This is a genomic window from Mesorhizobium sp. M1142 (assembly GCF_040318565.1).
Taxonomy (GTDB): Bacteria; Pseudomonadota; Alphaproteobacteria; order Rhizobiales; family Rhizobiaceae; genus Mesorhizobium.
In genome coordinates this window covers 120,753-145,662 of sequence record NZ_JAMYMK010000013.1, presented here as the reverse complement: position 1 = coordinate 145,662, position 24,910 = coordinate 120,753, and the positions used below count along the sequence as shown (strand labels likewise).

At 61.9% G+C, this 24,910-nt stretch carries 22 protein-coding genes; 7 read left to right on the top strand and 15 right to left on the bottom strand.

What is annotated here, in order from left to right:
- Window positions 1–17 precede the first annotated feature (17 nt).
- The 5 genes from NKH42_RS21460 to aptA form a co-directional block, all read right to left on the bottom strand.
- A complete protein-coding gene (locus tag NKH42_RS21460; protein WP_352505562.1) occupies window positions 18–386 on the bottom strand; it encodes a hypothetical protein in 369 nt (122 codons plus the stop codon).
- A 2-nt stretch (window positions 387–388) separates the two neighbouring features.
- Window positions 389–1,840 carry a dihydropyrimidinase gene (gene hydA, locus NKH42_RS21455; protein ID WP_352475407.1) on the bottom strand — a complete coding sequence of 484 codons (1,452 nt, stop codon included), beginning with the start codon at window positions 1,838–1,840 and terminating at the stop codon, window positions 389–391.
- 89 nt (window positions 1,841–1,929) lie between these two features.
- A complete protein-coding gene (locus tag NKH42_RS21450; protein ID WP_352505561.1) occupies window positions 1,930–2,310 on the bottom strand; it encodes an endonuclease domain-containing protein in 381 nt (126 codons plus the stop codon).
- 244 nt (window positions 2,311–2,554) lie between these two features.
- A complete protein-coding gene (locus NKH42_RS21445; protein ID WP_352505560.1) occupies window positions 2,555–3,805 on the bottom strand; it encodes a Zn-dependent hydrolase in 1,251 nt (416 codons plus the stop codon).
- A gap of 71 nt (window positions 3,806–3,876) precedes the next feature.
- Window positions 3,877–5,205: an omega-aminotransferase AptA gene (gene aptA / locus NKH42_RS21440; protein WP_254819041.1), complete on the bottom strand. Its 1,329-nt coding sequence runs from the start codon at window positions 5,203–5,205 to the stop codon at window positions 3,877–3,879.
- 243 nt (window positions 5,206–5,448) lie between these two features.
- On the opposite strand from aptA, the gene NKH42_RS21435 reads away from it, so the two are divergent.
- Window positions 5,449–6,090 carry a TetR family transcriptional regulator C-terminal domain-containing protein gene (locus tag NKH42_RS21435; protein ID WP_254819042.1) on the top strand — a complete coding sequence of 214 codons (642 nt, stop codon included), beginning with the start codon at window positions 5,449–5,451 and terminating at the stop codon, window positions 6,088–6,090.
- 22 nt (window positions 6,091–6,112) lie between these two features.
- Here NKH42_RS21435 and NKH42_RS21430 read toward each other — a convergent pair whose 3' ends face one another.
- The gene (locus tag NKH42_RS21430) at window positions 6,113–6,985 is read right to left on the bottom strand and encodes a helix-turn-helix transcriptional regulator (protein ID WP_352687538.1); all 873 of its coding nucleotides are present in this window, start codon (window positions 6,983–6,985) and stop codon (window positions 6,113–6,115) included.
- A 105-nt stretch (window positions 6,986–7,090) separates the two neighbouring features.
- On the opposite strand from NKH42_RS21430, the gene NKH42_RS21425 reads away from it, so the two are divergent.
- Both NKH42_RS21425 and NKH42_RS21420 read left to right on the top strand, forming a co-directional pair.
- The gene (locus NKH42_RS21425) at window positions 7,091–7,942 is read left to right on the top strand and encodes an SDR family NAD(P)-dependent oxidoreductase (protein ID WP_352505558.1); all 852 of its coding nucleotides are present in this window, start codon (window positions 7,091–7,093) and stop codon (window positions 7,940–7,942) included.
- Window positions 7,939–8,661 (top strand): SDR family oxidoreductase, encoded by a 723-nt coding sequence (locus NKH42_RS21420; RefSeq protein ID WP_352505557.1) that lies wholly within the window; start codon window positions 7,939–7,941, stop codon window positions 8,659–8,661. The genes NKH42_RS21425 and NKH42_RS21420 overlap by 4 nt, the downstream gene beginning before the upstream one ends.
- A 30-nt stretch (window positions 8,662–8,691) precedes the next feature.
- Here the strand turns inward: NKH42_RS21420 and NKH42_RS21415 are convergent, their stop codons facing one another.
- The 5 genes from NKH42_RS21415 to NKH42_RS21395 form a co-directional block, all read right to left on the bottom strand.
- On the bottom strand, window positions 8,692–9,069 hold the full coding sequence (locus NKH42_RS21415; protein WP_352505667.1) for a DoxX family protein: 378 nt from the start codon (window positions 9,067–9,069) through the stop codon (window positions 8,692–8,694).
- A 59-nt stretch (window positions 9,070–9,128) separates the two neighbouring features.
- Window positions 9,129–9,587, bottom strand: coding sequence for a carboxymuconolactone decarboxylase family protein (locus NKH42_RS21410; protein WP_352505556.1), 459 nt, complete (start codon window positions 9,585–9,587; stop codon window positions 9,129–9,131).
- Between the two features lie 13 nt (window positions 9,588–9,600).
- Window positions 9,601–10,119, bottom strand: coding sequence for an RrF2 family transcriptional regulator (locus tag NKH42_RS21405; protein WP_352505555.1), 519 nt, complete (start codon window positions 10,117–10,119; stop codon window positions 9,601–9,603).
- Between the two features lie 102 nt (window positions 10,120–10,221).
- A complete protein-coding gene (preA, locus tag NKH42_RS21400; RefSeq protein ID WP_352687536.1) occupies window positions 10,222–11,535 on the bottom strand; it encodes an NAD-dependent dihydropyrimidine dehydrogenase subunit PreA in 1,314 nt (437 codons plus the stop codon).
- 2 nt (window positions 11,536–11,537) lie between these two features.
- Window positions 11,538–12,902, bottom strand: a complete 1,365-nt coding sequence (locus NKH42_RS21395; RefSeq protein ID WP_352505553.1) for an NAD(P)-dependent oxidoreductase — start codon at window positions 12,900–12,902, stop codon at window positions 11,538–11,540.
- A 947-nt stretch (window positions 12,903–13,849) separates the two neighbouring features.
- Between NKH42_RS21395 and NKH42_RS21390 the strand changes: the two genes are divergently transcribed.
- Together NKH42_RS21390 and NKH42_RS21385 are read left to right on the top strand one after the other, a co-directional pair.
- Window positions 13,850–14,626, top strand: coding sequence for a VOC family protein (locus NKH42_RS21390; protein ID WP_352974406.1), 777 nt, complete (start codon window positions 13,850–13,852; stop codon window positions 14,624–14,626).
- Between the two features lie 684 nt (window positions 14,627–15,310).
- On the top strand, window positions 15,311–16,312 hold the full coding sequence (locus tag NKH42_RS21385; RefSeq protein ID WP_352505551.1) for a TIR domain-containing protein: 1,002 nt from the start codon (window positions 15,311–15,313) through the stop codon (window positions 16,310–16,312).
- 150 nt (window positions 16,313–16,462) lie between these two features.
- On the opposite strand, the gene NKH42_RS21380 is transcribed toward NKH42_RS21385, so the two are convergent.
- On the bottom strand, window positions 16,463–16,897 hold the full coding sequence (locus tag NKH42_RS21380; RefSeq protein WP_352505550.1) for a hypothetical protein: 435 nt from the start codon (window positions 16,895–16,897) through the stop codon (window positions 16,463–16,465).
- A gap of 260 nt (window positions 16,898–17,157) precedes the next feature.
- On the opposite strand from NKH42_RS21380, the gene NKH42_RS21375 reads away from it, so the two are divergent.
- Complete coding sequence (locus NKH42_RS21375) at window positions 17,158–17,550, top strand: DoxX family protein (RefSeq protein ID WP_352687533.1); 393 nt, start codon at window positions 17,158–17,160, stop codon at window positions 17,548–17,550.
- 4 nt (window positions 17,551–17,554) lie between these two features.
- On the opposite strand, the gene NKH42_RS21370 is transcribed toward NKH42_RS21375, so the two are convergent.
- Entirely contained in the window at window positions 17,555–19,990 is a 2,436-nt protein-coding gene (locus NKH42_RS21370; RefSeq protein ID WP_352703413.1) for a GcvT family protein, read from the bottom strand.
- Window positions 19,991–20,069: 79 nt separating this feature from the next.
- Window positions 20,070–21,608 carry a trimethylamine methyltransferase family protein gene (locus NKH42_RS21365; protein ID WP_352703411.1) on the bottom strand — a complete coding sequence of 513 codons (1,539 nt, stop codon included), beginning with the start codon at window positions 21,606–21,608 and terminating at the stop codon, window positions 20,070–20,072.
- Between the two features lie 215 nt (window positions 21,609–21,823).
- On the opposite strand from NKH42_RS21365, the gene NKH42_RS21360 reads away from it, so the two are divergent.
- Window positions 21,824–22,414 carry a transglycosylase SLT domain-containing protein gene (locus NKH42_RS21360; protein ID WP_352740674.1) on the top strand — a complete coding sequence of 197 codons (591 nt, stop codon included), beginning with the start codon at window positions 21,824–21,826 and terminating at the stop codon, window positions 22,412–22,414.
- A gap of 14 nt (window positions 22,415–22,428) precedes the next feature.
- Here the strand turns inward: NKH42_RS21360 and NKH42_RS21355 are convergent, their stop codons facing one another.
- Window positions 22,429–24,849: a dipeptide ABC transporter ATP-binding protein gene (locus NKH42_RS21355; protein ID WP_352752280.1), complete on the bottom strand. Its 2,421-nt coding sequence runs from the start codon at window positions 24,847–24,849 to the stop codon at window positions 22,429–22,431.
- Window positions 24,850–24,910: the final 61 nt, after the last annotated feature.

The window sequence follows — 24,910 nt, the reverse complement described above, 5'->3', positions numbered from 1 at the left end:
GGCCGTCATCGGCACCGTCACGAACATGATTTCAGCGGCCCTATCTCCTCAAGGCCGGGAATGGTCACGAAGAAACCGTCCCCTCCTTTGTTGACGACCTTGACGACATCCGTGGTCGTCCCGTCCTCGCCCTCGGCGAAACAGGTGGAGTTCAACAACTGGGTGCCAGGCATCGCCGTCAATCGCTGTGCGAACTCGCAGCCGCTGCCATAGGTTTCGACGCCGTCGGCGGTCAGCACGACATAATCGTCGCTGTCCTGATAACCGAGCCGTACGCCAGTGCAACCGACCTCATTGCCATAGGAACCGGCAAGGACGTCAGCCGCCGCCGGCCCGGCGGCAAGGATCACCGCGGCCAGTGAGATAATCGCACCGTGGCTCGCCAAGCTCAAACGCCCGTCGCCGGGATGCCTGTACGTTCCACCTTGCGCGGCGCGGAAATCTCCTTCCAGGTCGACAGTGCCCGGTTGACCGCCGCGTTGGGCTCGCGAGCGACGAACTCGCCATGGCCGGGCTTTGCCTTGACTTCGTTTTCCTCGATCGACAGTTCGCCGCGCGAAAAGACGAAGCGCGGCAGGCCGGTCACCTCGAAACCTTCGAAGACGTTGTAGTCGATCACCGACTGCTGCTTCTTGGCCGTGATCTTCTTCTTGCGCTTCGGGTCCCAGACGAGGATGTCGGCGTCCGCGCCTTCGACGATGGCGCCCTTCTTCGGGTACATGTTGAGTATCTTGGCGATGTTGGTCGAGGTCACCGCGACGAACTCGTTCATCGTCAGCCGGCCGGTGTTGACGCCGGTCGTCCACAGCACCGGCAAACGATCCTCGAGCCCGCCGGTGCCATTCGGAATCTTGGTGAAGTCGCCGACGCCGTTGCGCTTCTGTTTGGTGGTGAAGGCACAATGGTCGGTCGCCACCACTTGCAGCGACCCGGCCTGCAGGCCGGCCCACAGCGAATCCTGGTGCCATTTGTTGCGGAAGGGCGGGCTCATGACGCGGCGTGCCGCATGGTCCCAGTCCTTGTTGAAATACTCGCTCTCGTCCAGCGTAAGATGCTGGATCAGCGGCTCGCCGAACACTCGCATGCCTTTCTGCCGCGCGCGGCGGATGGCCTCGTGCGCTTGCTCGCAGGAGACATGCACGACATACAGCGGCACGCCAGCCATGTCGGCTATCATGATGGCGCGGTTGGTCGCCTCGCCTTCCACTTCCGGCGGGCGCGAATAGGCGTGCCCCTCCGGGCCGTTGTTGCCCGCCGCCAGCAGCTTCTGCGACAGGGCGGCCACCACGTCGCCATTCTCAGCATGGACCAGCGGCAGCGCGCCAAGATCGGCGCAGCGCTGGAACGACGAATAGAGCTCGTCGTCGTCGACCATCAGCGCGCCCTTGTAGGCCATGAAATGCTTGAACGAGGTAATGCCCCTGTCGACGACGGTGGCCATTTCGTCGAACACCTGCTTGCCCCACCAGGTGATCGCCATGTGGAAGGAATAATCGCAGGACGCCTTCGAGGTCTTGTTGTCCCACATCTGCAGGGCCTCGAGCAGCGATTGCTGCGGCGATGGCAGGCAGAAATCGACGACCATCGTCGTGCCGCCGGCAAGGGCCGCGCGGGTGCCGGATTCGAAGTCATCGGCCGAATAGGTGCCCATGAACGGCATTTCGAGATGGGTATGCGGGTCGATGCCGCCTGGCATCACATAGCAGCCGCTGGCGTCGAACTCATGGTCGCCATGCAGATCCGGTCCGATGCCGATGATCTTGCCGTGCTTGAACAGCACATCGGCCTTCCACGTCCGGTCGGCGGTGACGATGGTGCCATTCTTGATGACTTTGGTCATTTTCTTGTTCCCTTGTTCTCTCGCGCTTCTTGTGAGCGTCTTGTCGGTGTTACAGGTTGGGTCAGGACCAACGGGGCTGTAAATGGCCTCTACATGACTCCAACTTCCCGCAGTATCTCTTCGATACACCCGTCGAAAGATTCCGCCAGATCTCCGGTCGAAAACCGCAGCACACGATAGCCCTGCCGGCCAAACCATGCATCGCGTACTCGATCCTTGTCCATTTGCTCCGGCGTGAAGTGATGCTCTCCGTCTACTTCGATGACGAGGTTCTTCTCATGCAGAACGAAGTCCGCAATGTAAGGCCCGATCGGCGCCTGCTTCCTGGCATGCAGGCCGTAGAGATGACGGAACTCTTTCAATTCCGACCAGAGCTTGCGTTCGCCATCCGTCATGTTTCGGCGTAATGCCCTGGCACGTTTGATGGCGGCGGGGTCGATACCGGTCGGTGCCAAAACGAGTACCCCCACCCTCAATCTCTTCCCGCAAAGGCAGAGAAATCGCGTACGAATTTTTTGCGAAGAGGGACCCCCACCCTAACCCTCCCCACAAGGAGGAGGGAATGCTGCCGCGCAATCCGACTTACGACCTTGGCGTTGGAAACGTTGGTAATTTGCCGCAAATCGGCGCTGACAGGAGTTCCCTCCCCCTTGTGCGGAGGGTTAGGGTGGGGGTCCCTCTTCGCAAGAATCCGTCTGCTCCAGCCCAAACCTCTCACCCTACGATCGCCGCCGTGTCGACCACCGCATGGAACAGCACATCGGCGCCGGCCGCTGCCCATTCCTTGGTGATTTCCTCGGCCTCGTTGTGGCTGAGACCGTCGACGCAAGGGCACATCACCATTGCGGTGGGCGCAACGCGGTTGATCCAGCAAGCGTCATGGCCGGCGCCCGAGACGATATTGCGATGCGTATATCCCAAGCGCTCCGCCGCATCCCGCACAGCCTTGACGCAGCCCGCGTCGAAGGTGACCGGGTCGAAATGGCCGACCTGCTCGATTTGATATTTGATGTCGAGCGCGTCGCAGATCGTGTCGATGCCTTCGCGGATGCGCCCGTCCATGGCGTCCAGCACCTCCTTTTCCGGCGAGCGGATGTCGATGGTGAAGACGGTGCGCCCGGCAATGATGTTGCGCGAGTTTGGATAGACCTCCATATGGCCGACCGCGCCGACGGCGTCGGGTTGGTAGTCCATGGCGATCTCGTGCACCAATTCGATCACCCGCGCCATGCCGAGCCCGGCATTGCGCCGCTTCGGCATCGGCGTCGAGCCGGTATGCGCCTCCTTGCCGGTCAGCGTCACCTGCAGCCATTTCAACCCTTGCCCATGGGTGACGACGCCGATGTCGATGCCTTCATCCTCGAGGATCGGGCCTTGCTCGATATGCAGCTCGAAGAAAGCGTGGATCTTGCGCTCACCGACTTTCTCGGTGCCCTTCCAGCCTATGCGTTCGAGCTCCTCGCCAAATTGCTTGCCGTCCTTGTCGACATGTGAATAGACGTCGGCCTGGTCGAGCACGCCGGCGAATACCCCGGACGCCATCATTGCCGGCGCAAAGCGGGCACCTTCCTCGTTGGTCCAGTTGGTGACGACGATCGGGTGCTTGGTCTTGATGCCGAGATCGTTGAGCGAGCGCACGACCTCCAGGCCGCCGAGCACGCCGAGCACGCCGTCATACTTGCCGCCGGTCGGCTGCGTGTCGAGATGGCTGCCGACATAGACCGGCGGCAGGCTTGGGTCGGTGCCCTCGCGGCGGGCAAACATCGTGCCCATCTCGTCGACGCCCATTTCGAGCCCCGCCTCATCGCACCAGCGCTTGAACAGGTGCCGCCCTTCGCCGTCCTCGTCGGTAACGGTCTGGCGATTGTTGCCGCCGGCGATGCCGGGGCCGATCTTCGCCATCTCCATTATCGAATCCCACAAACGGTCTGAATTGATTCGCAGATTCTCGCCGGGGGCGGCCATTCAAGTTCCTCTCATTTACTCTCATATTAGGACGACGGTTCCCGTCGTCGCCCCTACATGTTGGGGAGTATCTAGTCCACCGCCCTCAACACTTCGCGCACATGGTCGATCAATTCGTTGATCTGGCCTTTGGTGATGATCAGCGGCGGTGACAGCGCGATGATGTCGCCGGTGGTGCGGATCAATGCACCGCGCTCGAACGCCTTCACAAAAGCCGAGAAGGCGCGTTTCGTCGGCTGGCCGGCGATCGGCGCCAGTTCGATCGCACCGATCAGGCCGATATTGCGGATGTCGATGACATTCGGCTCGCCCTTCAGCGAATGCAGCGCGTCCTCCCAGTACGGCGCCAGTTCCTCGCCGCGCGTCAGCAGCCCCTCTTCCTTGTAGGTGTCGAGCGTGCCCAGCGCCGCGGCGCAGGCGATCGGATTGCCCGAATAGGTGTAGCCGTGGAAGAACTCGATCATGTGCTCGGGCCCGGTCATGAAGGCGTCGTGGATTTCCTTCTTCACGAACACCGCGCCCATCGGGATGACGCCGTTGGAGACGCCTTTGGCGGTGGTCATGATATCGGGCGTGACGCCGAAATAGTCGGCGGCAAACGGCGTGCCGAGACGGCCGAAGCCGGTGATGACCTCATCGAAAATCAGCAAGATGCCGTGCTTGGTGCAGATCTCGCGAAGCTTCTGCAAATAGCCCTTCGGCGGCAGGATGACGCCGGTGGAACCGGCAACCGGCTCAACGATGACGGCGGCGATTGTCGAGGCGTCGTGCAGGGCAACGATACGCTCTAATTCGTTCGCCAGTTCGGCGCCATGTTCGGGCACGCCCTTGGTGAAGGAGTTCTTTTCCGGCAGATGGGTGTGTGGCATGTGATCGACGCCGCCGAGCAGCGTGCCGAACATCTTGCGGTTTGTAACGATGCCGCCAACCGAAATGCCGCCGAAATTGACGCCGTGATAGCCGCGTTCGCGGCCGATCAGGCGGGTGCGCGAGCCCTCGCCTTTTGCGCGGTGATAGGCGATGGCCATCTTCAGCGCGGTCTCGACCGATTCCGATCCAGAATTGGTGAAGAACACATGGTCCATGCCCTTCGGCGCGATATCGACCAGCCGATTTGCAAGCTCGAACACGATCGGGTGACCCATCTGGAACGCCGGCGCATAATCGAGCTCTGCCGCCTGGCTCTGGATCGCCTCGGTGATTTTCGGACGGCAGTGGCCGGCATTGACGCACCACAGACCGGCGGTGCCGTCGAGAACCTTGCGCCCGTCGCTGGTCGTGTAATGCATGTCCTTGGCGGACACGAACATGCGCGGCGCCTGCTTGAACTGCCGGTTTGCCGTGAACGGCATCCAGAATGCGCTGAGATCGTTCGGCGTGACTTTCAGCCGGTTGGACATGACCAAGACTTCCCCTTGTAACCCGTTTCGGTGCGGCTAACGCCTGGTCTTTCCAACACTTGGTCTTTGCTGCGTTTTCGTGCTACGCAAATTTTTGACCGGTTGGACAAACGTTAGCACCGCCTTATCAGCGGTCAAGGGATTACTAGCGGAAATGCGGCTTTCGAAGTGCGCTCCACAGGGCGGAGAAAAACTGGTCCAGAGAATTGGTCCAGACACGCCTCGCGGCGAGGGTTTTTCGAGGTGACGGGGGCGGTCGAAAGCTCCGCTCCTCGCCGCACCCGCATCCAGCTGGAAAAGCGCGAGCTCATCCTAGAGGCGGCGCTCGAAGTCTTCTCCACCAACGGTTTTCGCGGCTCGACCATCGACCAGATCGCCGAAGCCGCCGGCATGTCGAAGCCGAACTTGCTCTATTATTTCCGCCGCAAGGAGGACATCCACGAGACGCTGATGCAGCGGCTTCTCGACACCTGGCTCGCGCCGCTGCGCGAACTCGACGACATTGGCGATCCCTTGACCGAACTGCGCAGCTATATCAGGCGCAAGCTCGAAATGGCGCGCGATTTCCCGCGCGAGAGCCGGCTGTTCGCCAACGAGATCCTGCAGGGCGCGCCGCGCATCATGCCGATGCTGGAGGGCGAATTGAAGACACTGGTCGACGAGAAGGCCAACGTCATCAAGGGCTGGATGCGCGCCGGCAAGATTGCCCGCACCGACCCCTGGCACCTGATCTTCTCGATCTGGGCGACGACGCAGCACTATGCCGATTTCGACGTCCAGGTCCGCGCCGTGCTCGGCCCCGATCGCGGCGGCGACGGCCGCTTCGAGGATGCCGCAAGGTTTCTCGAGCAACTGTTCATTGACGGGCTGAAGCCGAAGGGCTGAGGCTTCAGCGAAGCGATGGGCATCACGCGCTGCGCCGCTCGGCCGGAAGCGTCTCCAGCAGTTGTTCGAGCTTGGCGATCGAGTTTTGCTCGGCGAGCGGCGTGTAGACGATCAGCTTCATGTCCGAGCCGTCGTCGATCGACAGGCTCATATGCTCGAACGCCATGGCGCCCGCTATCGGGTGCCGGACATGCTTCACACCCGATAGGTTGCGGGCCACGTCGCGTAGCGGCCACCAGGCGCGAAACTCCGGGCTCGAGCGCGTCATCAGCGCGATCAGCCGCTCGAAATCCGGATCGCCGACATATCTGGCGCTTTCTGCCCGGAATGACGCCAGCACGGCACGCGCCAGTTCCTCCCAGTCGACGAGCAGGCGCCGGTGCTGCGGGCTGGTGAAAACCATATGGACGATGTTGCGGGCATCGCCCTCCAGCAGACCATAGTCCCCGAACACGGCTGCCGCGGCAGAGTTCCAGGCCAGCACGTCCCAGCGCCGCCCAAGGACATAGGCCGGCTGCAGGACCAGGCTCTGCAGCATGTGCAGTAACGGGCTATCGACTTTTTCCGGCGCGTCGACGCGACGCTCCGGCTGCGGTCGGCCGGCAAGGATGAACAGATGCCGTTGCTCGGCCGTGTCCAGGCGCAGCGCCCGGCTGAGCGCCGTCAGCACCTCTGCCGATGGCCGAACGTCGCGGCCCTGCTCCAGCCAGGTGTACCAGGTCGTGCCGACGCCGGCGATCATCGCCACTTCCTCACGCCGCAGCCCGGGCGTGCGCCGGCGCAATCCGGTCGATATGCCGGTGGCCGAAGGCGTCAGCCTTTCGCGCCGCGAGCGCAGGAAGGCGCCAAGCTCGCGGCGGCGGCTGTCTTCGGCGGAATGCGTGGTGGAATCCATCGGCGCTATTATAGCAGTACCGATACCAGGATAAAGTTTGAACTGTTTGGCAAGTGGCTGGTGCCCCATCTTTCCGCTCAGAGCTACGAGATGGAGGCTCCGAACATGGAACTGAAAAACAAGACAATCCTCATCACAGGGTCTACCGACGGCGTCGGCCGCGTCGTCGCGCAAAGGCTCGGCGCCGGCGGTGCGCGCATCCTGGTGCATGGCCGCGACGCGACAAGGGGCAAGGCGATCGGGGCCGAAATCGAAGCCGCCGGCGGCAAGGCCGAGCTGCTGGTCGCCGATCTCTCCTCCCTGGCGGAAGTTCGCCGCCTCGCCGAGGCCGTGCGCGCAAGGACCAAGCGGCTCGATGTCCTCATCAACAATGCCGGCGTCGGCACCGCCGGCCCAAACGCGAAACGGCAGGTCAGCGCCGACGGCTACGAGTTGCGCTTTGCCGTCAACTATCTCGCCGGTTTCCTGCTCACCACGGAGCTGCTGCCGCTGCTCAAGTCCAGCGTGCCGGCGCGCATCGTCAACGTCGCCTCGGCCGGCCAGCAGGCGATCGACTTCGACGACGTCATGCTGACCCGCTCCTATGGCGGCGTCCGTGCCTACTGCCAGAGCAAGCTGGCGCAGATCATGTTCACCATCGATCTGGCGGAGCAGCTGAACGGCACCGGTGTCACGGTCAACAGCCTGCATCCGGCAAGCTACATGAACACTACGATGGTGCGGCAGGCGGGCATCACACCCTGGAGCTCCGTCGAAACCGGCGCCGAGGCCATCATCAACCTCGCCACATCGCCGGCGCTTGAGGGGCGAAGCGGCCTCTATTTCGACGGCCAAAGAAAATCCCGCGCCGATGCGCAAGCCTATGACGCTAAGGCGAGGCAGCAGTTGCGCGAATTGAGCCTCGGCCTTGTCGGGCTCGCACCCGCTTCCGCAACATCGAAGAAAGAAAATTCATGATCGAGAAAACGCAGCACGCCGTGATCGTCGGCGGCTCCTCCGGCATCGGCCTCGCCACCGCGACAAAGCTGCTCGGCCCGGGGATGAAGGTGACGATCACCGGGCGCAGCAGGGAAAAGCTCGACAACGCATGGCAAAGCCTTGGCGGCACAGTCGAAAAAGCTGCCTTCGACGCCGCGAAGCCGGACGAGGTTCGCCGGTTCTTCAGCGATCTCGGCCCTTTCGATCACCTGGTGCTGGCCGCCAGCGGCGGCAAGGGCCTCGGCGCGTTCGAAACGCTTGACCTGACCGACATCGGCGGCGGCGTCGACGAGAAAGTCCGGCCACAGCTCTCCTGCCTGCAGGCCGCCTTGCCGACGCTGAACAAGAGCGGCTCGGTGACTTTCATCTCGGCGGTGTCGGCGCAATTGTCGGCGCCGGGTGTCGCCGGCATCGCCGCCGTCAACGGCATGCTGCTGACCGTGGTGCCGATCCTGGCAATGGAGCTGAAGCCGTTACGCGTCAATGTCGTGGCGCCAGGTGTCATCGACACGCCCTGGTGGGACTTTTTACCCGATGAACAGCGCCATGCGGTGTTTGCCGATTATGCCGGCAGGACGCCGGTCGGCCGCATCGGCCGCGCCGAGGACGTCGCCGAGGCGATCGCGTTCCTGGTTTCGAACAGCTTCGTCACCGGCCAGATCCTGACCTGCGACGGCGGCTTGCGGTATGCGGCGTGAGCGGCTGCCTCCAAGAGGCATCAGTCGTTGTCAAAGCGACTGCGCGATCAGCGCCAGAAATCCTCCGGCCAGCGCGACGTTGCCGACAAAGCCATTGATGCGGGACGCGCGCTCCGGGCCCTGATGATCCCAGAAGTTATGGAACATCGGCGTGGCGACGATCAGGAACAGGATCAGGCATGCCGCCGCCGGAGCGGTCCAGATGCCCGCGATCACCAGTGCTCCGGCGATGATCTGCAGGACGATCCCCAGCCACAGCACCGGCCGTGCCTGCGGCACGCCGCGCGTCGTCATCAATTGGCTCACCAACGCCGCATTCTGGATGTTGCGCAGGCCGGCAAAGACAAAGGCGCCGCCAAGCAGCAGGCGGGCGGCGAATAGGATCTCACTATCAAAGTTTAAAAACATGCTGTCGGGGGTCCTTGGGCAGAAAAGAGGCGCGCGGCGCAAGGCCGCGCACCTTGTCCTCAGGCGGCCAAGACCGCTGGCATCGGATGGATTGCATGGAACGGAACGCAAAGCCGGTTCCAGGTGTTGATCATGCCGAGCGCCACCGAGAGCTTGACCAGCTCCTCTTCCGAGAAATATTCGAGCGTCCTTGCATAGAGTTCGTCCGACACACCGTTGTCGGCAATCCTGGTCAGCGCGTCGGTCCAGGCCAAGGCCGCGCGTTCGCGCTCTGAAAACAGCGGCGATTCCTTCCAGGCGGAGACGAGATAGAGCCGCTGCTCGCTTTCGCCGTCGCGGCGCGCTTCGCGGCTATGCATCTCGACGCAATACGAGCAGCCGTTGATCTGCGACGCCCTGAGCTTGATCAGATGCAACAGGCTTTTTTCGAGCCCGCATTCGTCGACTGCCTTGTTGAGCGCCGACACCGCCTTCATGATCTCCGGCGCCGCGCCGAAAAATTGCAGCCTCTGTTTCATCGTCTGTAGCCTTTCATGCTTGCTTGGTTGAACTTGATTTCTGCGGCCGCCGATGGCGCTCGACGAAGGCGCAGTTCGCGGCGACCGAACGGGGATCGGCATCGGCCGTGTATTCTGCAACGATGTCGGACAGCCGGGCGTCGGCGAGCGCGGCGCGATAGGCACGCTCGGCCTTCAGCATGGCTACGTTGATGCCGCAGGGTTTGACATAGACCGAGGCATCGAGCTTCGCTGGGCCGCGCTGGCGGATTTCGGCGCAGCGGAACGCCGGTTCACGCCCCTCGACGGCCAGCACGATATCGAGCAGCGTTATGCGCTCCGCCGGCCGCGCCAGCCGGTAGCCGCCGGACGGCCCCGGCACTGAATCCAGAATGCCGGACGCAGTCAGCGCGTTGAGATGCTTAAGCAGATAGCTCGGCGACAGCCCGAACGCTTCGGCCATGGCAGCACCTGGCAAGGTCGCGGCGCCATCAACGCCGGCAAGCATAGCGGCGCAATGAATAGCCGCCTCGACCCCTTCGCCCAGCTTCATTTCGCTCTCCTGTTCATGGATATAGATTATCGTGGATAACTTTTATCTGCAATAGGAAAGTTAAAAAGCGGCGCCCATGAACGCCGTTTTTTTTCCGCAATGCTACTCCGCCGCCACCTTGGCCATCGGATTGTTCGGATGCGTCGTCCAGTTGGCATAGATCGGCGACACCGGCCTGCCGGTGCGCTGGTCGATCACGCCGGCCGCCAGCGGCTCCATGGTGATGCAATTCTCGACCGGACAGACATTGACACAGAGATTGCAGCCGACGCATTCGGCCTCGATCACCTCGAAATGCCTGACGCCGTCGACCATGCTGGTGATCGCCTGGTGCGAGGTGTCCTCGCAGGCGATGTGGCAGCGGCCGCATTTGATGCAGGCGTCCTGGTCGATATGCGCCTTGGCGACGTAGTTGAGGTTGAGATACTGCCAGTCGATGACGTTGGGCGTGGCGCGGCCGACGATGTCGTCCAGCGAGGCATGGCCCTTCTCGTCCATCCAGTTTTCCAGGCCGGCGATCATCTCCTGCACGATCTTGAAGCCATAGGTCATCGCCGCCGTGCACACCTGCACATTGCCGGCGCCGAGCGCCATGAACTCGGCGGCGTCGCGCCAGGTGGTAATGCCGCCGATACCGGAGATCGGCAGGCCATGCGTTTCCGGATCGCGCGCGATCTCGGCCACCATGTTCATGGCGATCGGCTTCACCGCCGGGCCGCAATAGCCGCCATGCGAACCCTTGCCGTCGATCGTCGGCTCCGGTGCGAAACTATCGAGATTGACGCCGGTGATCGAATTGATGGTGTTGATCAGCGATACCGCGTCGGTGCCGCCGGCAAGGGCAGCGCGTGCCGGCTTGCGTATGTCGGTGATGTTGGGCGTCAGCTTGGTGATGACAGGCATGCGGGTGTTGGCCTTGCACCAGCGCACCACCATTTCGATGTACTCCGGCACCTGGCCGACTGCCGCACCCATGCCGCGTTCCGACATGCCGTGCGGGCAGCCGAAATTGAGTTCGATGCCGTCGGCGCCTGTCTCCTCGACTACCGGCAAGATCGCCTTCCAGGCATGCTCCTCGCAAGGCACCATCAGCGAGACGACGATCGCCCGGTCGGGCCAGTCCATCTTGACCTGCTTGATCTCGCGCAGATTGACCTGCAGGTCGCGGTCGGTGATCAGCTCGATGTTGTTGAGGCCGAGCAGACGACGGTCGGCGCCCCAGATCGCGCCGTAGCGCGGACCGTTGACGTTGACCACCGGCGGGCCCTCTTCGCCGAGCGTCTTCCATACCACGCCGCCCCAGCCCGCCTTGAAGGCGCGGATGACGTTATAGGCCTTGTCGGTCGGCGGCGCCGAAGCCAGCCAGAACGGGTTCGGCGACTTGATGCCGACGAAATTGTTGCGGATGTCTGCCATGCTCATGCCCTCCCGTTCGAGGTCAGTGCCCGATGAATGCTCTCCGCCGCATCGCGGCCTTGCGCGACAGCTGAAACAGTCAAGTCATCGCCGCCGAAAATGCAGTCGCCGCCGGCCCAGACGTTTGGCAGCGAGGTGCGCCCTTCCGCATCGACCTTGATGCGGCCGGCTTCCAGCGCGACCTCCGCACCGCTGCCGTTGAGCGCAGCCGGGACAAAACTCTGGCCGATCGCCTTGAACACCTGGTCGGCGGTCAACGTCAGCCGCTCGCCGGTGCCGACGAGCCGGTCGCCGTCCATCGCGGTGTATTCGAGCTCGATCGCCGACACCTTGCCAGCGTCGGCAATGACCCGCTTCGGCTGCAACCAGTGCCGGATGATGACGCCGTTGGCTGCAGCCAGATCCTGCTCGAATTCGGAGGCATTCATGTGCTCCGGGCCGCGCCGATAGCAGATCGTCACCTCTTCGGCTCCGAGCAGCTTCGATTGCACCGCCGCGTCGATCGCCGTCATGCCGCCGCCGATGACGACAACACGCCGGCCGACCGGCAGGCTGGCCAGATCACTGGCCTGACGAAGCTCGGCAATGAACTCGACAGCATTGCTGACGCCCGGGGCCTCCTCGCCATCCGCTCGCAAGGCATTGACGCCGGCAAGCCCCATGCCGAGGAACACCGCATCGTAATTCCTGGTCAGGTCCGACAGCTGGTAATCACGGCCGAGCGCCTTGCCGTTCTGGATGTCGATGCCGCCGATCGACGTGACATAGTCGACTTCGGCCTGGGCAAAATTGTCGACGCTTTTATAGGCGGCTATACCGTACTCATTGAGGCCGCCGGGCTTCGGGCGGGCTTCCAGGATGGTCACGTCGTGGCCATGACGGGCAAGCCGATGCGCGGCCGCAAGCCCGGCCGGTCCGGCGCCGACCACGGCGACCGTTTTGCCGGTCGGTTCGGAGCGCTTGTAGAACTGCTTGTTTTCGGCCATGGCGACATCGGTGGCGTAGCGCTGAAGGCGACCAATCTGCACCGGCTTGCCTTCGGCCACCTCGCGCACGCAGACTTCTTCGCATAGCGTCTCGGTCGGGCAGACGCGGGCGCACATGCCGCCCAAAATGTTTTGGTCAAAAATAGTCTTGGCCGAGCCGATCGGATTGCCCGTCGAAATCTGGCGAATGAACAGCGGGATGTCGATCGAGGTCGGGCATGCATTCATGCACGGCGCATCATAGCAGAAATAGCAGCGGTCGGACTCGACCAGCGCCTCGTGATGATCGAGCGGCGGGTGCAGGTCGGCGAAATTGTCGGCATATTGGTCCGGCGAGAGCCGCCCGCCGGCAATGCCTTGCTTGAACTGGCCTTCTGGCATCGTCAGTTCCCCATGTTCTTGTTTTGGGGAAGGCTAGCACGTTTTATTTTTTTATCAATTGGTCAATTTTCGGCGCAACTCGCTGAAACCTCTCGATAAAAACATGATAAATGCACTCATGTTTTTGAGCACCGTCCGTTGCGCCTCAATGGATGCGGCGCCCAGAATTGGCTACCAGTGGCGACAAGCTGTTCGAAAGCGCTTACGGGGCGGTAGGCGCTTGAGCATCGTGCGCGATTTTCAAACATTGGAGAAGGTGATGGACATTGTTCAGGAGGCGGTTCAGCGGTGGGAGCCTGTGGAAGATTTACCGCTGGCTGCCTGTCAGGTGTGACGTCTGAAATCCGACAACTACTTTGAATTGGCCGTCGAAGGCGACTTCTTCGTCGGGGCATCCGAACGAACCCTCAAGATCAACTTCCACGGAGTGCTAGCACTTTCGGCTCATGACGACATGTTGGGAGTGACCCATGTCAGCGCTAGCAGCTCAATCCCATTGATTGGCTCTGGCGGGCAAGCCTCCTATAGATGGCCCCTCCTCCGAGTCGAGAACTCGCACTGGTTGCGATCAATACCCGGGCCGACAGACGACTGTTCGCATTTCCTATTGCTCAGTCTCGAATGCACGGTAGAGGTGATTGCTCGTGAAGCCATAGCTGCTTGGATCTGACCCCTCGCTTCGCACCACGCCTTCCACAACCATTCCGGGCAGCGGGATAGGCCTTAGACTGGTGATGGTCCGCTCTGGTCAGGGAATGAGCGACATCCGGCGCATGGATCAACAACCCCTCGTTGACTGAGAGCAAAGTCGAAAACCGCAGGGCGCGCAACCCGGTAACATTTCCAATTTGCCGTCATCTTTTTTGGCCGCTGTCGGATTTTCGTCGTGAAGATCGTCCTAGAATGGATCGCGCATGATCGATGTACAAACCGCAAGGAGCACGACAATGCCACAGTCCCCCATGCCCTTCTTCTGGTACGAGCTGATGACCACCGATCTCGACGCCGCCGAGGCGTTTTACACCTCCGTGGTGGGCTGGAGGGGGCAGCCTTTCGAAGGGGCCCAGGGCATGCCGCGCTATATCGTCATGAATGTCGGCGAGCGCGGCGTCGGCGGGTTGATGACGCTGCCCGATGACGCGCGCAAGATGGGCATGCCGCCGGCCTGGGTCGGTTATATCCTCACCAGGGACGTCGATGCCGCAACGACCTCCCTCAAGAAGGCTGGTGGCGCGGTTCACCGCGAACCCGACGACATTCCTGGCGTCGGCCGCTTCGCCGTCGTTGCAGACCCGCAAGGCGCGATGTTCAACTTCCTGCAGCCCAGCGGCCCCGACCAGCCGCCGCTACCGTTGGCGACCCCCGGCAACATCGGCTGGCATGAGCTCTACACGTCAGACTGGAAGGCGGCGTTCGATTTCTATTCCAGCCAGTTCGGCTGGGAGAAGGGCGACGCCATGGACATGGGTCCGATGGGCGTCTACCAGCTTTTCGCCTTCGGCGGCGAGCCCGTTGGCGGCATGATGAACAAGCCCGAGCAGATCCCGGCGCCGGTCTGGCAGTTCTATTTCAACGTGCCCGGCATCGACGCGGCAGCCAAGCGCGTCACCGACAATGGCGGCAAGATCCTGATGGGTCCGATGGAGGTCCCCGGCGGCAGCTGGATCGTACAGTGCACAGACCCGCAAGGTGCCCATTTCGCGCTGATGGCGCCGGTGCGGTAGGCGTCCTGACCAACCGAGTGCTGCTGCTGGATCATTCCAGCATCAGCACCGCAACTTTGAGACCGGCCTTTTTGGCGCCGCTGAGTTGGACGGTCGCCGCACCCGCCGCAAGCGTGAAACGCACGCTTTTGCGAATGCCAGGACAGGGTTTCACGCCGCTGAAATCGACCGAGCGACGGCATAGCCGTCCTGAACGACATCGACCCAGCCCTCGCCGGACAGGCTGATCTGGAGCTCGCCTCCGGCGGCACTGTCACGCTTGCCGTCGCGCCGAACGTGCCGGCTGCGGGCGTATGTTCCGGCGGCACGGCAAAGCTGATCGTATTAACCGGCACGAGTGCCAGTGACCTGCCACTGAACTGTCATCCAGTGGCGATTAGAGCCTTGGCCGTTCTGTTACGCCTCTTGGCGCGGCGTGCGCGGCCGCAAACAGCGCCTGCTCACGCGCAACCTGCCATTTAAAGGTGGCGCAGCATCATCGGCCATAGCAAAGCTGGTGCTTGCAAGGATTGCGAATAGGCTGATGACGATTTGTGAAATAAATCAACCCTAACCAATGAGCTTTGGCCTGATCGGCCAAGGTTTTTTCCTTGTGCTTTTTGTTAACGTGTCCCAAATCGGTTACGGTTCGTTCGGCGCTTCGTATATTGTTGCGCCTGAGGTTTTGGGCGAGGCATTGAAGTTATGCTTGAATTCAAATTGGCGCGAAAGCTTGTGCTCGGCGCTTGCAACATTTTGGCCTCGCTAGGCCATTCTGAGTTTGATCAACTCATATTGGAGATTGGGCTCGACGGTATAGATGCTGGGCGAGACAAGGGAGGCCGTCTCGCGCGTGCAATGGCGCTGGCAAGATTTGCGGTAGCTAACTCATCCGAATTGACTTTGGACGGGGAGCGGTTGGATATTTTTCTTGTCCAGAAAGCGGGGAACTTGGACAGGAACTATCCCAACGGAATTTTGAACGACGTCAGTGCTCAAAACCGCATGGATTTTTGGATCGCGTTGGACACCGAAGGTTTGAAGATGCTCGACGGCAAACTGGTGCCAAAGAATGCGGTAAGCACAGGACTGGGCACGAGAATTCTTTTTGGCGACCCGGTGCGAAGTGTTCGCAACGTTCACCCAGCGCTATTTGACAAAGCCGTTGGTCAACTCACCGCTGATCAGGTGCGCGATTTGGGCGCGGCTCTCGGCTCATCTACAGCGATGCCCGTTAAGGAGCCACCAGAAGTGCCACAACCTAAATCGCGGAAGGTGTTTGTCGTTCATGGACGCGACAAAAGTTCGCTGAACGAAGTCGAGGTGTTCTTGCGACGCCTCAAGCTTGAACCGATTATCCTTCACCGGAGTGCTAATGCGGGCAGATCGCTCCTGACGAAGTTCCAAGAGGTAGCCGAGGGTGCTTCGTTCGCCGTCGTTCTCATGATGCCGGAAGACGTTGGTGGCTTGGCGGGTGCAACCCCAGGAAAGCGAGCCCGACAAAACGTAGTGTTCGAGCTAGGATTTTTCATCGGCAAGCTCGAATCAAAGAACGTCTGCGCACTCATGGGCGAGGGTGTTGAGAGACCTTCAGACTTTGATGGCATCGGCTATGTGTCGTTCGGCGACGGCAAGAATTGGGAGCGCGAGTTAGCGAAAGAGCTTCGGGGAGCCGGAGTACCATTCGATCCGGGTGACGTTCTTTAGGCGAAATCTATCGTGCCCATGGCGGCGGTTCGCCCGCATTTCGCGCTGATCGCGCCGGGACGCTGAACCAGCCCGATACCTATCAAAATTGAACAGCCGCACCGCACCGTTGGTGCGATGCGAGCAAATGAATTGTCTCAGGGCGCAAAGTCATTCCGGCGCCAGCACCGCAACCTTGAGGGTCTCTTTCTTGGCGCCGCTGAGCTGGATAGTCGCCGGGCCGGCGGCCAGCTTAAAGCGCACGCTCTTGCGGATCCCCGGACGGGTCTTCATACCACTGAACCCCGCCGACTTCACGGCTTTGCCGTCCTGAACGACATCGATCCAGGCCTCATTAGACAGGCTGATCTGGAGCTCTCCCTCCAGGGGCACGGCCACGCTTGCCGTCGCGCCGAATGTACCGGCTGCAGGCGCACGTTCCGGCGGAACAGCAAAGCCGATCGTATCGACCGCTGCGAGCGTGAAATCCACCGCCTGCCCGATCGTCAGGGCACCGCCGGACTGTGCGGAGGGCAATGCCGGAAACAATGCCTGCTCGCGTGTCACCGGCCATTTGAAGGCATCACAGCCGGCGTCCCCGGCCATGGCGAAGCTGGTACCTGCAAGGATTGCGAATAGGCTGATGACGACTTTTTTCGTGGCGAAGTGAACCCACGTGTCTGGAGTATCTATGCATCAATACAACCATAGATATGTAAATGCAACCATAGAGAGAGCACATATGAAAGTCAGACTGGGGAATCATTTTCAATCACCGATTGTTGATGGCAGGCCATGGGAAGTGAGTAGTCCATTTCCGGGCGATAATTTATGGCCGGTCCGGGAGGGGTAAAATGGAGTTTTAGATGAAGCTTTTTGACGGTCTTGCCAGATATCAGCCGCAGGCTTTGGCCGCATTGCGCATCATGACGGCGCTGCAGTTCATCGAGCATGGTACCCAGAAACTGTTCAATTTTCCCGTCAGCGATCACGCGGGCGCTCTGACCGGGCTGACGCTGACCGCTGCCCTACTTGAATTCGCCGGTGGCATCCTGCTGGCATTGGGGCTTTTGACCAGGCCGGTGGCGTTCCTTCTCTGCGGCGAAATGGCGATCGCCTATTTCATGGCGCACATGCCGCAGGGTTTCTTCCCGGTCAACAATGGCGGCGATTCGGCGATCTCGTTCTGCTTCATCTTCCTCTATCTGGTGTTTGCCGGCGCCGGCGCCCTGGCGCTGGACAACCGCCGCGGTGCCTGAAACGTCACCCTCTCATCCGTTCGAAATTCGCGTCGAACAGCGGGGTCGGCTGCATGCGCGCGGCGTGGCGTTTGCCCAGAAGCTCAATCTCGAAACCGTAGGCCTCGTCGGCGATCTCTTTCGGCACATAACCGATGGCGACAGATTTTTTGGAATGATGTGCGTAGCCGCCGGACGTGACCCAGCCGCGCACGGCGCCGCCATACCAGATTGGCTCGTCGCCGATGACGTCGGCATCGGCAGCATCGACGACAAAGGCCCGCAGCCGCAGTCTGCCGCCTTGCTTGCGCTCGGCCAGCGCCGCCTGCTTGCCGATGAAATCGGCCTGCTTGCCGTAGGCGACGAAGCGGTCGAGGCCGGCCTCCAGCGGCCCATAGATCGGCCGGTATTCGCGCGCCCATGAGCCGTAATTCTTCTCGAGCCGCAGCGCATTGAGCGCGCGCGAGCCGAACAGGCCGATGCCGAATTCCTCGCCCGCCGCCATCAGCGCCTGATAGGCGGCACGCTGATATTCCGGCGCCACCCAGATTTCGTAGCCGAGGTCGCCGGTGTAGCTGACGCGCCCGACCAGGCACGGCGCCATGCCGATATCCATCCTGCTGATGGCCATGAATGGAAAGGCCGTATTCGACACGTCAGATCGTGTGACCTTTTCAAGAAGCTTCCGCGCGCTCGGCCCGGCGATCGATAAGCCGGTGAGTTTTGCTCCCAGCGCCTCGATGCTGACAGAGCCGTCCTCCGGCAGATGCGCTTCGAACCAGCGCATATGGTACTGCTCGGCGACGCCGGAGCCTGCCAGGAACCAATCGTCACTTTTAGAATTGCCGAGATTGGCCAGCGTGAAATCGCCGATCAGCCTGCCGTCTTCCTTCAGCATCGGCGCCAGCGTCATGCGGCCGGATTTCGGCAGCTTGCAGGCAAGCAAGCGGTCGAGCCAGGCCGCAGCGCCCTCGCCGGTTACCCTGTATTTGGCGAATGACGAGATTTCCGACAGACCAACGCCTTGCCGAACCGTCTCCACTTCTTTCGCGACATGCTCGAAATCACTCGAGCGGCGCCAGGAGAATTCGTCCTTGACCCCTTCGGGCGCGTACCACAGCGGCACCTCCAGCCCATAGGCGACCCCCCATTGCGAGCCCTTCGCCGACAACAGATCGTAGACCGGTGTCGTCTTGAGCGGCCGGCCGGCCGGTAATTCCTCGTTTGGGAAGCGGATCGAAAACCGCCGCGAATAGTTTTCGCGCACCTTGGCGTTGGTGTAGGCCATTGTGGCCCAGTCGCCGTAGCGCGAAACGTCCATCGCCCAGATATCCGCGCCGGGATCGCCTTCGATCATCCAGTTCGACAGCGCCAGCCCGACGCCGCCGCCCTGCGAGAACCCCGCCATGACACCACAGGCCACCCAGAACCCCGGCAGGCCGCGCACCGGCCCGACCAGCGGATTGCCGTCCGGCGCAAAGGTGAAGGGTCCGTTGATGATCTGCTTGATGCCGGTGTTCTGGAACGCCGGGAAATGCCGGAACCCGACCTCCAGCGACGGTGCGATGCGGTCGATGTCGGGTTCGAGCAGTTCGTGGCCGAAACTCCATGGCGTCTGGAACTCGGACCATGGCTTGTTGGCCTTTTCGTAAGTGCCCATCAGCATGCCGCCGCGCTCCTGGCGCAGATACAGCTCGCCGTCGAAATCGACTGCATGGATGATCTCCGTACCAGTCTTCTGGTTCCAGGCGGCGACTTCCGGCATGTCCTCGGTGATCAGGTACATGTGCTCCATCGCCAGCACCGGCAGCTCCAGCCCGACCATGCGGCCGACCTCACGCGCCCACAGGCCGCCGGCGTTGACGACATGCTCGGCCACCACCTCACCCTTGTTGGTGATGACACGCCACAACCCGTCGGCGCGCCGCACGATGTCCTCGACCTTGGTGAAACGCTCGACCTCGGCACCAAGCTTCCTCGCGGCCTTGGCGTAGGCGTGGGTGACGCCGGAGGGGTCGAGATGACCGTCCTCCTTGTTGCGAACGGCGCCGACGAACTGCTTGGGGTCGAGCAACGGCATCAGCTCGGCCGCCTCATCAGGCGATATCTCCTCGAGCTCGATGCCGAGATAGCGGCCCTTGGCGACGACGCCGCGCAGCCAGTCGAGGCGCGCCTCGGTCGCCGCCAGCAAGACGCCGCCAGTCAGATGCACGCCGGTCGCCTGGCCGGACAGTTCCTCGATCTCCTTGTAGAGCGAGATTGTGTATTTCTGCAGCTTGGCGACATTGGGATCGCCATTGATGGTGTGCATGCCGCCGGCGGCGTGCCAGGTCGAGCCGGAGGTCAATTCATTGCGCTCCAGGAGCACGATGTCGGTCCAGCCGTGACGGGCCAGATGGAACAGCACGGAGCACCCGACAACGCCACCGCCGATAACCACGACCTTTGCATGCGATTTCATGGGATTCTCTCTGACGTCAACGAGTTGGATGGGAACGATGAATTCGGGGAGGAGCCCCACGAGCGCGAGCCTTCGATCATCACGGCTCGCTTTGCCCGATCGCTTCCTTGCGCTTGGCCACGTATGCCTCCAGCGCTTCGCGCCTGGAGATTTCCATCACCGGCTCGACATAGTCCTCCAGCGCCTTCTTCCACAGCCGCGTCGCCCGCGCCGTGGCATCGAGCCCGCCAGCCTCCTGCCAGGCCTCGAAATTTTGCCAGTTGGACAGCATCGGCTGGTAGAAGGCTGTGGCGTAGCGCTCCAGCGTGTGCGGCTCGCCGAAGAAGTGGCCGCCGGTCGGAACCGCACCCAGAGCCTCGACAGCAAGCTCGGCCTCGTTGACCTCGATCGGGCGCAAAAACTCCATCATGTGCTGGATCATCTCGACATCGATGATGAACTTTTCGAACGACGCTGTCAGTCCGCCCTCTTGCCAGCCGGCGGCATGGTAGACGAGGTTGCCATGGCCGAGCACCGCGCCCCACAGCGCCATCAGCGTCTCATAGGCGCCTTGCGCGTCGGCGGCATTGGAAGCCGAGCCCGGCGTTGTGCGATAAGGCAGGTTGTAACGCCGCGCCAACTGTCCGGACGCGATATTCGCCTTGGTGTTTTCAGGCGTGCCGAACGCCGGCGCTCCCGATTTCATATCGACATTGGAGGTGAAGGCGCCATACATCACCGGCGCGCCGGGGCGGACGAGCTGCGTCAGCACCACGCCGAACAGCGCCTCGGCATTCTGCTGGGCGAGCGCGCCGGCAAGCGTCACCGGGCTCATCGCCCCCATCAGTGTGAACGGTGTTACCGCGACCGACTGGCCGAACTCGGCCATGGTCATCAGCCCCTCGGCCATCATCTCGTCGAAGCGGCGCGGCGAATTGACCGAGATGATGGTGGTGACGCCGGGATCGTCGCGCATCTCGTCAAGCGTCAGTCCGCGCGCGATTGCCATCATCTCGATGCCGTCGAGCGCCCTGCCGCGGCCGATGGCCGAGACGTGAAAGCTTTTGTCGGTCAGTGTCAGATTGGCGAAATAGGTGTCGAGATGACGGGAATTCGCCGGCAGTTCTACCGGCGCGCAGACCTGGTTGCCTAGCATGTGGATGCAGTTGAAATGCTGCGCCAGCCGGACGAGGTCGGAATAATCGCGCAAATTGCCGGCACGGCGGCCGCGCTCCATGTCGTGCACATTCGGCGGCCCGGCGACGAGGGTGAAGTTGATGGTGTTGCCGCCGAGGTGGACGGCATGGGCGGGATTGCGCGGCGTAAGCATATAGCTGGACTGTGTCGTCTTCAGCGCTTCCTCGACCATGCCGCGATCGATGCGGACGTTCATCGTGGCATGATCGACCTTGGCCCCGGCCTTCTCGAACAGCGACAGCGCCCGCGGGCTCATCACCTCGATGCCGAAATTCTCCAAGATATGCATCGACGCCTGGTGGATCGCCTCGATCTGGTCGGCCGAGAGCATCGCCATCGGCGGATAAGGGTTTGTCACCCGCCTGAGCGGCAGTTGCGGGATGGCGGTCGGTCCCCTGTTGCTGGTTCGCTCGGCGCCGCGCTTGCGTCTTGGTTCGATCATGCGGCGCATCAAAGCGCCGGCACGAGGATCGAGCTGTCAGAAATCCGCCATTTGCGGGCGTGATTTTAGCCAAGGCGGCATTCTTGGCAGTCATCCACTATGAAAGCGACGAAACAGGTCGAAATATCGACAATTGATCCGCTGGCTGGCAGAGATGGCGAGCGTTAAGAAACGCCGCAAGATTCCTTTTATGTTTTCGGCCTAATGCTCTTCCGATGCGTAGGTCGAGTTTTAGTAAAATTGTAGCGATTGCCGTGCCGCTGACGCTTTCGGCCTGCGCGACGCCGCCGAACCACATCAACGATGTCTGCGCCGTTTTCGACCAGAATGACGGCTGGTTCGACAATTGGCAGGCGGCGGCACAACGCGCCGAGCAGAAATACGGTGTGCCGGTTCCCGTGCTGATGGCGACGGTGCGCAAGGAGTCCGGCTTCAAGAGCAACGCCAGGCCGCCGCGCACCAAGCTGCTGGGCTTCATTCCCTGGAAACATATCTCCAGCGCCACCGGCTTCTCGCAGGCGCTCGACGGCACCTGGGCGCAATACCAGAACGAGACCGGCAGCTGGGCGGCGCGCCGCACCCGCTTTGCCGATGCCGTCGATTTCGTCGGCTGGTACCATTCCAAGACCGCCGAGACCCTCGGCGTCGCCCGCAACGACACCTACAATCTGTATCTCGCCTACTATCTCGGCTGGAATGCCTATAAGCGCGGCAATCGCGGCGACGCCGACGTGCAGCGCTATGCGCATGCCACCGAACAGATGGCGCAGGACTACGCCGCGCAGCTACGGCAATGCGCGCCCTAGCCTATTAACGGCTCTCAGCCGCCCTTGGGTTTGCGCGGCTTGCGCGTGGCGTCCTCGGCCTGGCGGCCGTCGCCGACAGTCGGCGGCATGATTGGTGCCACCGGGCTGTCGGCAGAGCTTGAGGTGCCGGTCTCTGAAACCTCGTCGCGAACCTCGTGACGGCGGGCTTTGGCGACCGCTTCGGCATTCTCCACTGCCTGGCCCTCGGCATCGGCTTCAACGCTGCCAGTCTTGCCATGCGGGCGCTTGGGCGGATCTCCGGCAAAGCCCGGGCCAACACCGTGGTTTGCATCATCCGGCACGCCCTCATTCGCGGCGTGCTCCTTGTCGAATTTGATCACCGGCTCCATTTTCGCCAGCACGTCGTCGGACAGCCAGCACAAGCTCATATGGCCGTCGCCGAGATTTTTGACTGGCGGCACCGTGGTTTCGCAAAGGTTGTCCGGCACCAGTTTCTTGTAGCCGCAGCGCGTCTGGAACGGACAGCCGGACGGCGGGTTCATCGCCGAAGGGATGTCGCCCTCCAGCACGATGTGCTTCTTGACCACGCTTGTGTCGGCGATCGGGATCGCCGACAGCAATGCCTCGGTATAGGGGTGATAGGGCGGCGCGAATATCTGGTCGGTCGTGCCTTGCTCAACGATATAGCCGAGATACATGACGACGACGCGGTCGGCGATGTAGCGCACCACCGACAGATCGTGGCTGATGAACAGCATCGTCGTCCTGTTCTTGCGCTGGATGTCCATCAAGAGCTCGGTCACCGCGGCCTGGACCGACACATCCAGTGCCGAGACCGGCTCGTCGGCCACCACCACCTTGGCGTCGCCGGCAAAGGCACGCGCAACGCCGATGCGCTGTTTCTGGCCGCCTGAAAGCTGGCGCGGCTTGCGCGACTCGAACGCCCTCGGCAGCTTCACCAGGTCGAGCAATTCCAGCATCCGCTTGCGGCGGTCGGCCACCGTGTCGCCGACATTGAACTTTTCCAGCGTACGGATGATCTGCGAACCGACCGAATGGCTGGGATTGAGCGTGTCGAACGGATTTTGGAACACCATCTGGATCGATGACACCGTGTCGACGCTGCGCTTCTCGATCCCGGTCGACTGGATCTCCTTATTGCCGAGCTTGACGCGGCCGGAGCTTGCCGTTTCGAGGCCGAGCAGCACCTTGGCCAGGGTCGATTTTCCGCAGCCGGATTCGCCGACGATAGCGACGGTCTCGGATTCGCGCGCCATGAACGAGATCGTCTCATTGGCCTTGACGACACGGCCCTCGCTCGAGCCGAACACTTCGCTGCCGCCGACCTTGTAGTACTTCCGGAGGTCTTCGATCTGGAGCACCGGCGCACCGGGCACCACCCGCTCGTTGACCTTCTTGGCGCCGGGTGGCAGCGCCTCCCAGTCGATCTCGTTGAAGCGCACACAGCGCGAGAAATGCCCGTCATGGCCTTCGACCGCGATCATCGGAATTTCGGCGGCGTTGCAGACGCCCTCGACGAAATGGTGGCAGCGCGGGCCGAAATTGCAGCCCTTCGGCCGCTCGTGCGGCAGCGGCAACTGCCCCGGGATCGAGATCAGCGGCCGCGAATTCTTGTCGGCGCCGGGCAGCGGGATCGAGCGGAACAGGCCTTGCGTGTAGGGATGGCGCATCCGGTCGAAGACGTCCTTGATCTTGCCGGTCTCCACCGCTTCGCCCGAATACATCACCGTAATGCGGTCGCAGGTCTCCAGGATCAGCCCGAGATTGTGCGATACGAAGATCATCGAGGTGCCGAACTTCTCGCCCAGCCCCTTGACCAGGTCGACGATGCCGGCTTCCACCGTCACGTCGAGCGCTGTCGTCGGCTCGTCGAGCAGGAGCAGCGCCGGCTTCGACAGCAGCGCCATGGCAATGACGATGCGCTGCTGCTGGCCGCCCGAAAGCTGGTGCGGATAGGAACGCATCATGCGTTCGGGATCCGGCAGCTTCACCGCGCGCACCATTTCCAAGGCGCGTTTATAAGCTTCGTCCTTCGACACCTTGTCGTGGATCAGTGGCACTTCCATCAGCTGCTGGCCGACCTTCATTGCCGGGTTCAGACTGGCCATCGGCTCCTGGTAGATCATCGCGATCTTGTTGCCGCGGATGGCGCGCAGTTCCTCGTCGGACAGTTCTCCCATGTCCTTGCCCTGGAACTTGATCTTTCCGCCGACGATCTTTCCGATGTTGGAGAGGTCGCGCATGATGCCGAGCGACACGGTCGACTTGCCGCAACCGGATTCGCCGACAATGCCCATTGCCTCGCCGGGCATGACCGTGCAGGAAAAATCCATGACCGCCGGGATCTCGCCCTTGCGGGTGAAGAAGGAGATCGACAGGTTCTCGATCTCGATGATCGGCCCATTGGTCGGGCCATTGGTCGGCTTGGCGGGATTTCGAACTGCCTCATTCATGGGTCGCTCCAATCCTTGTTCTTCAGGCACGTCGGGCCGAACCCGGCATCGGTCTTCCCAG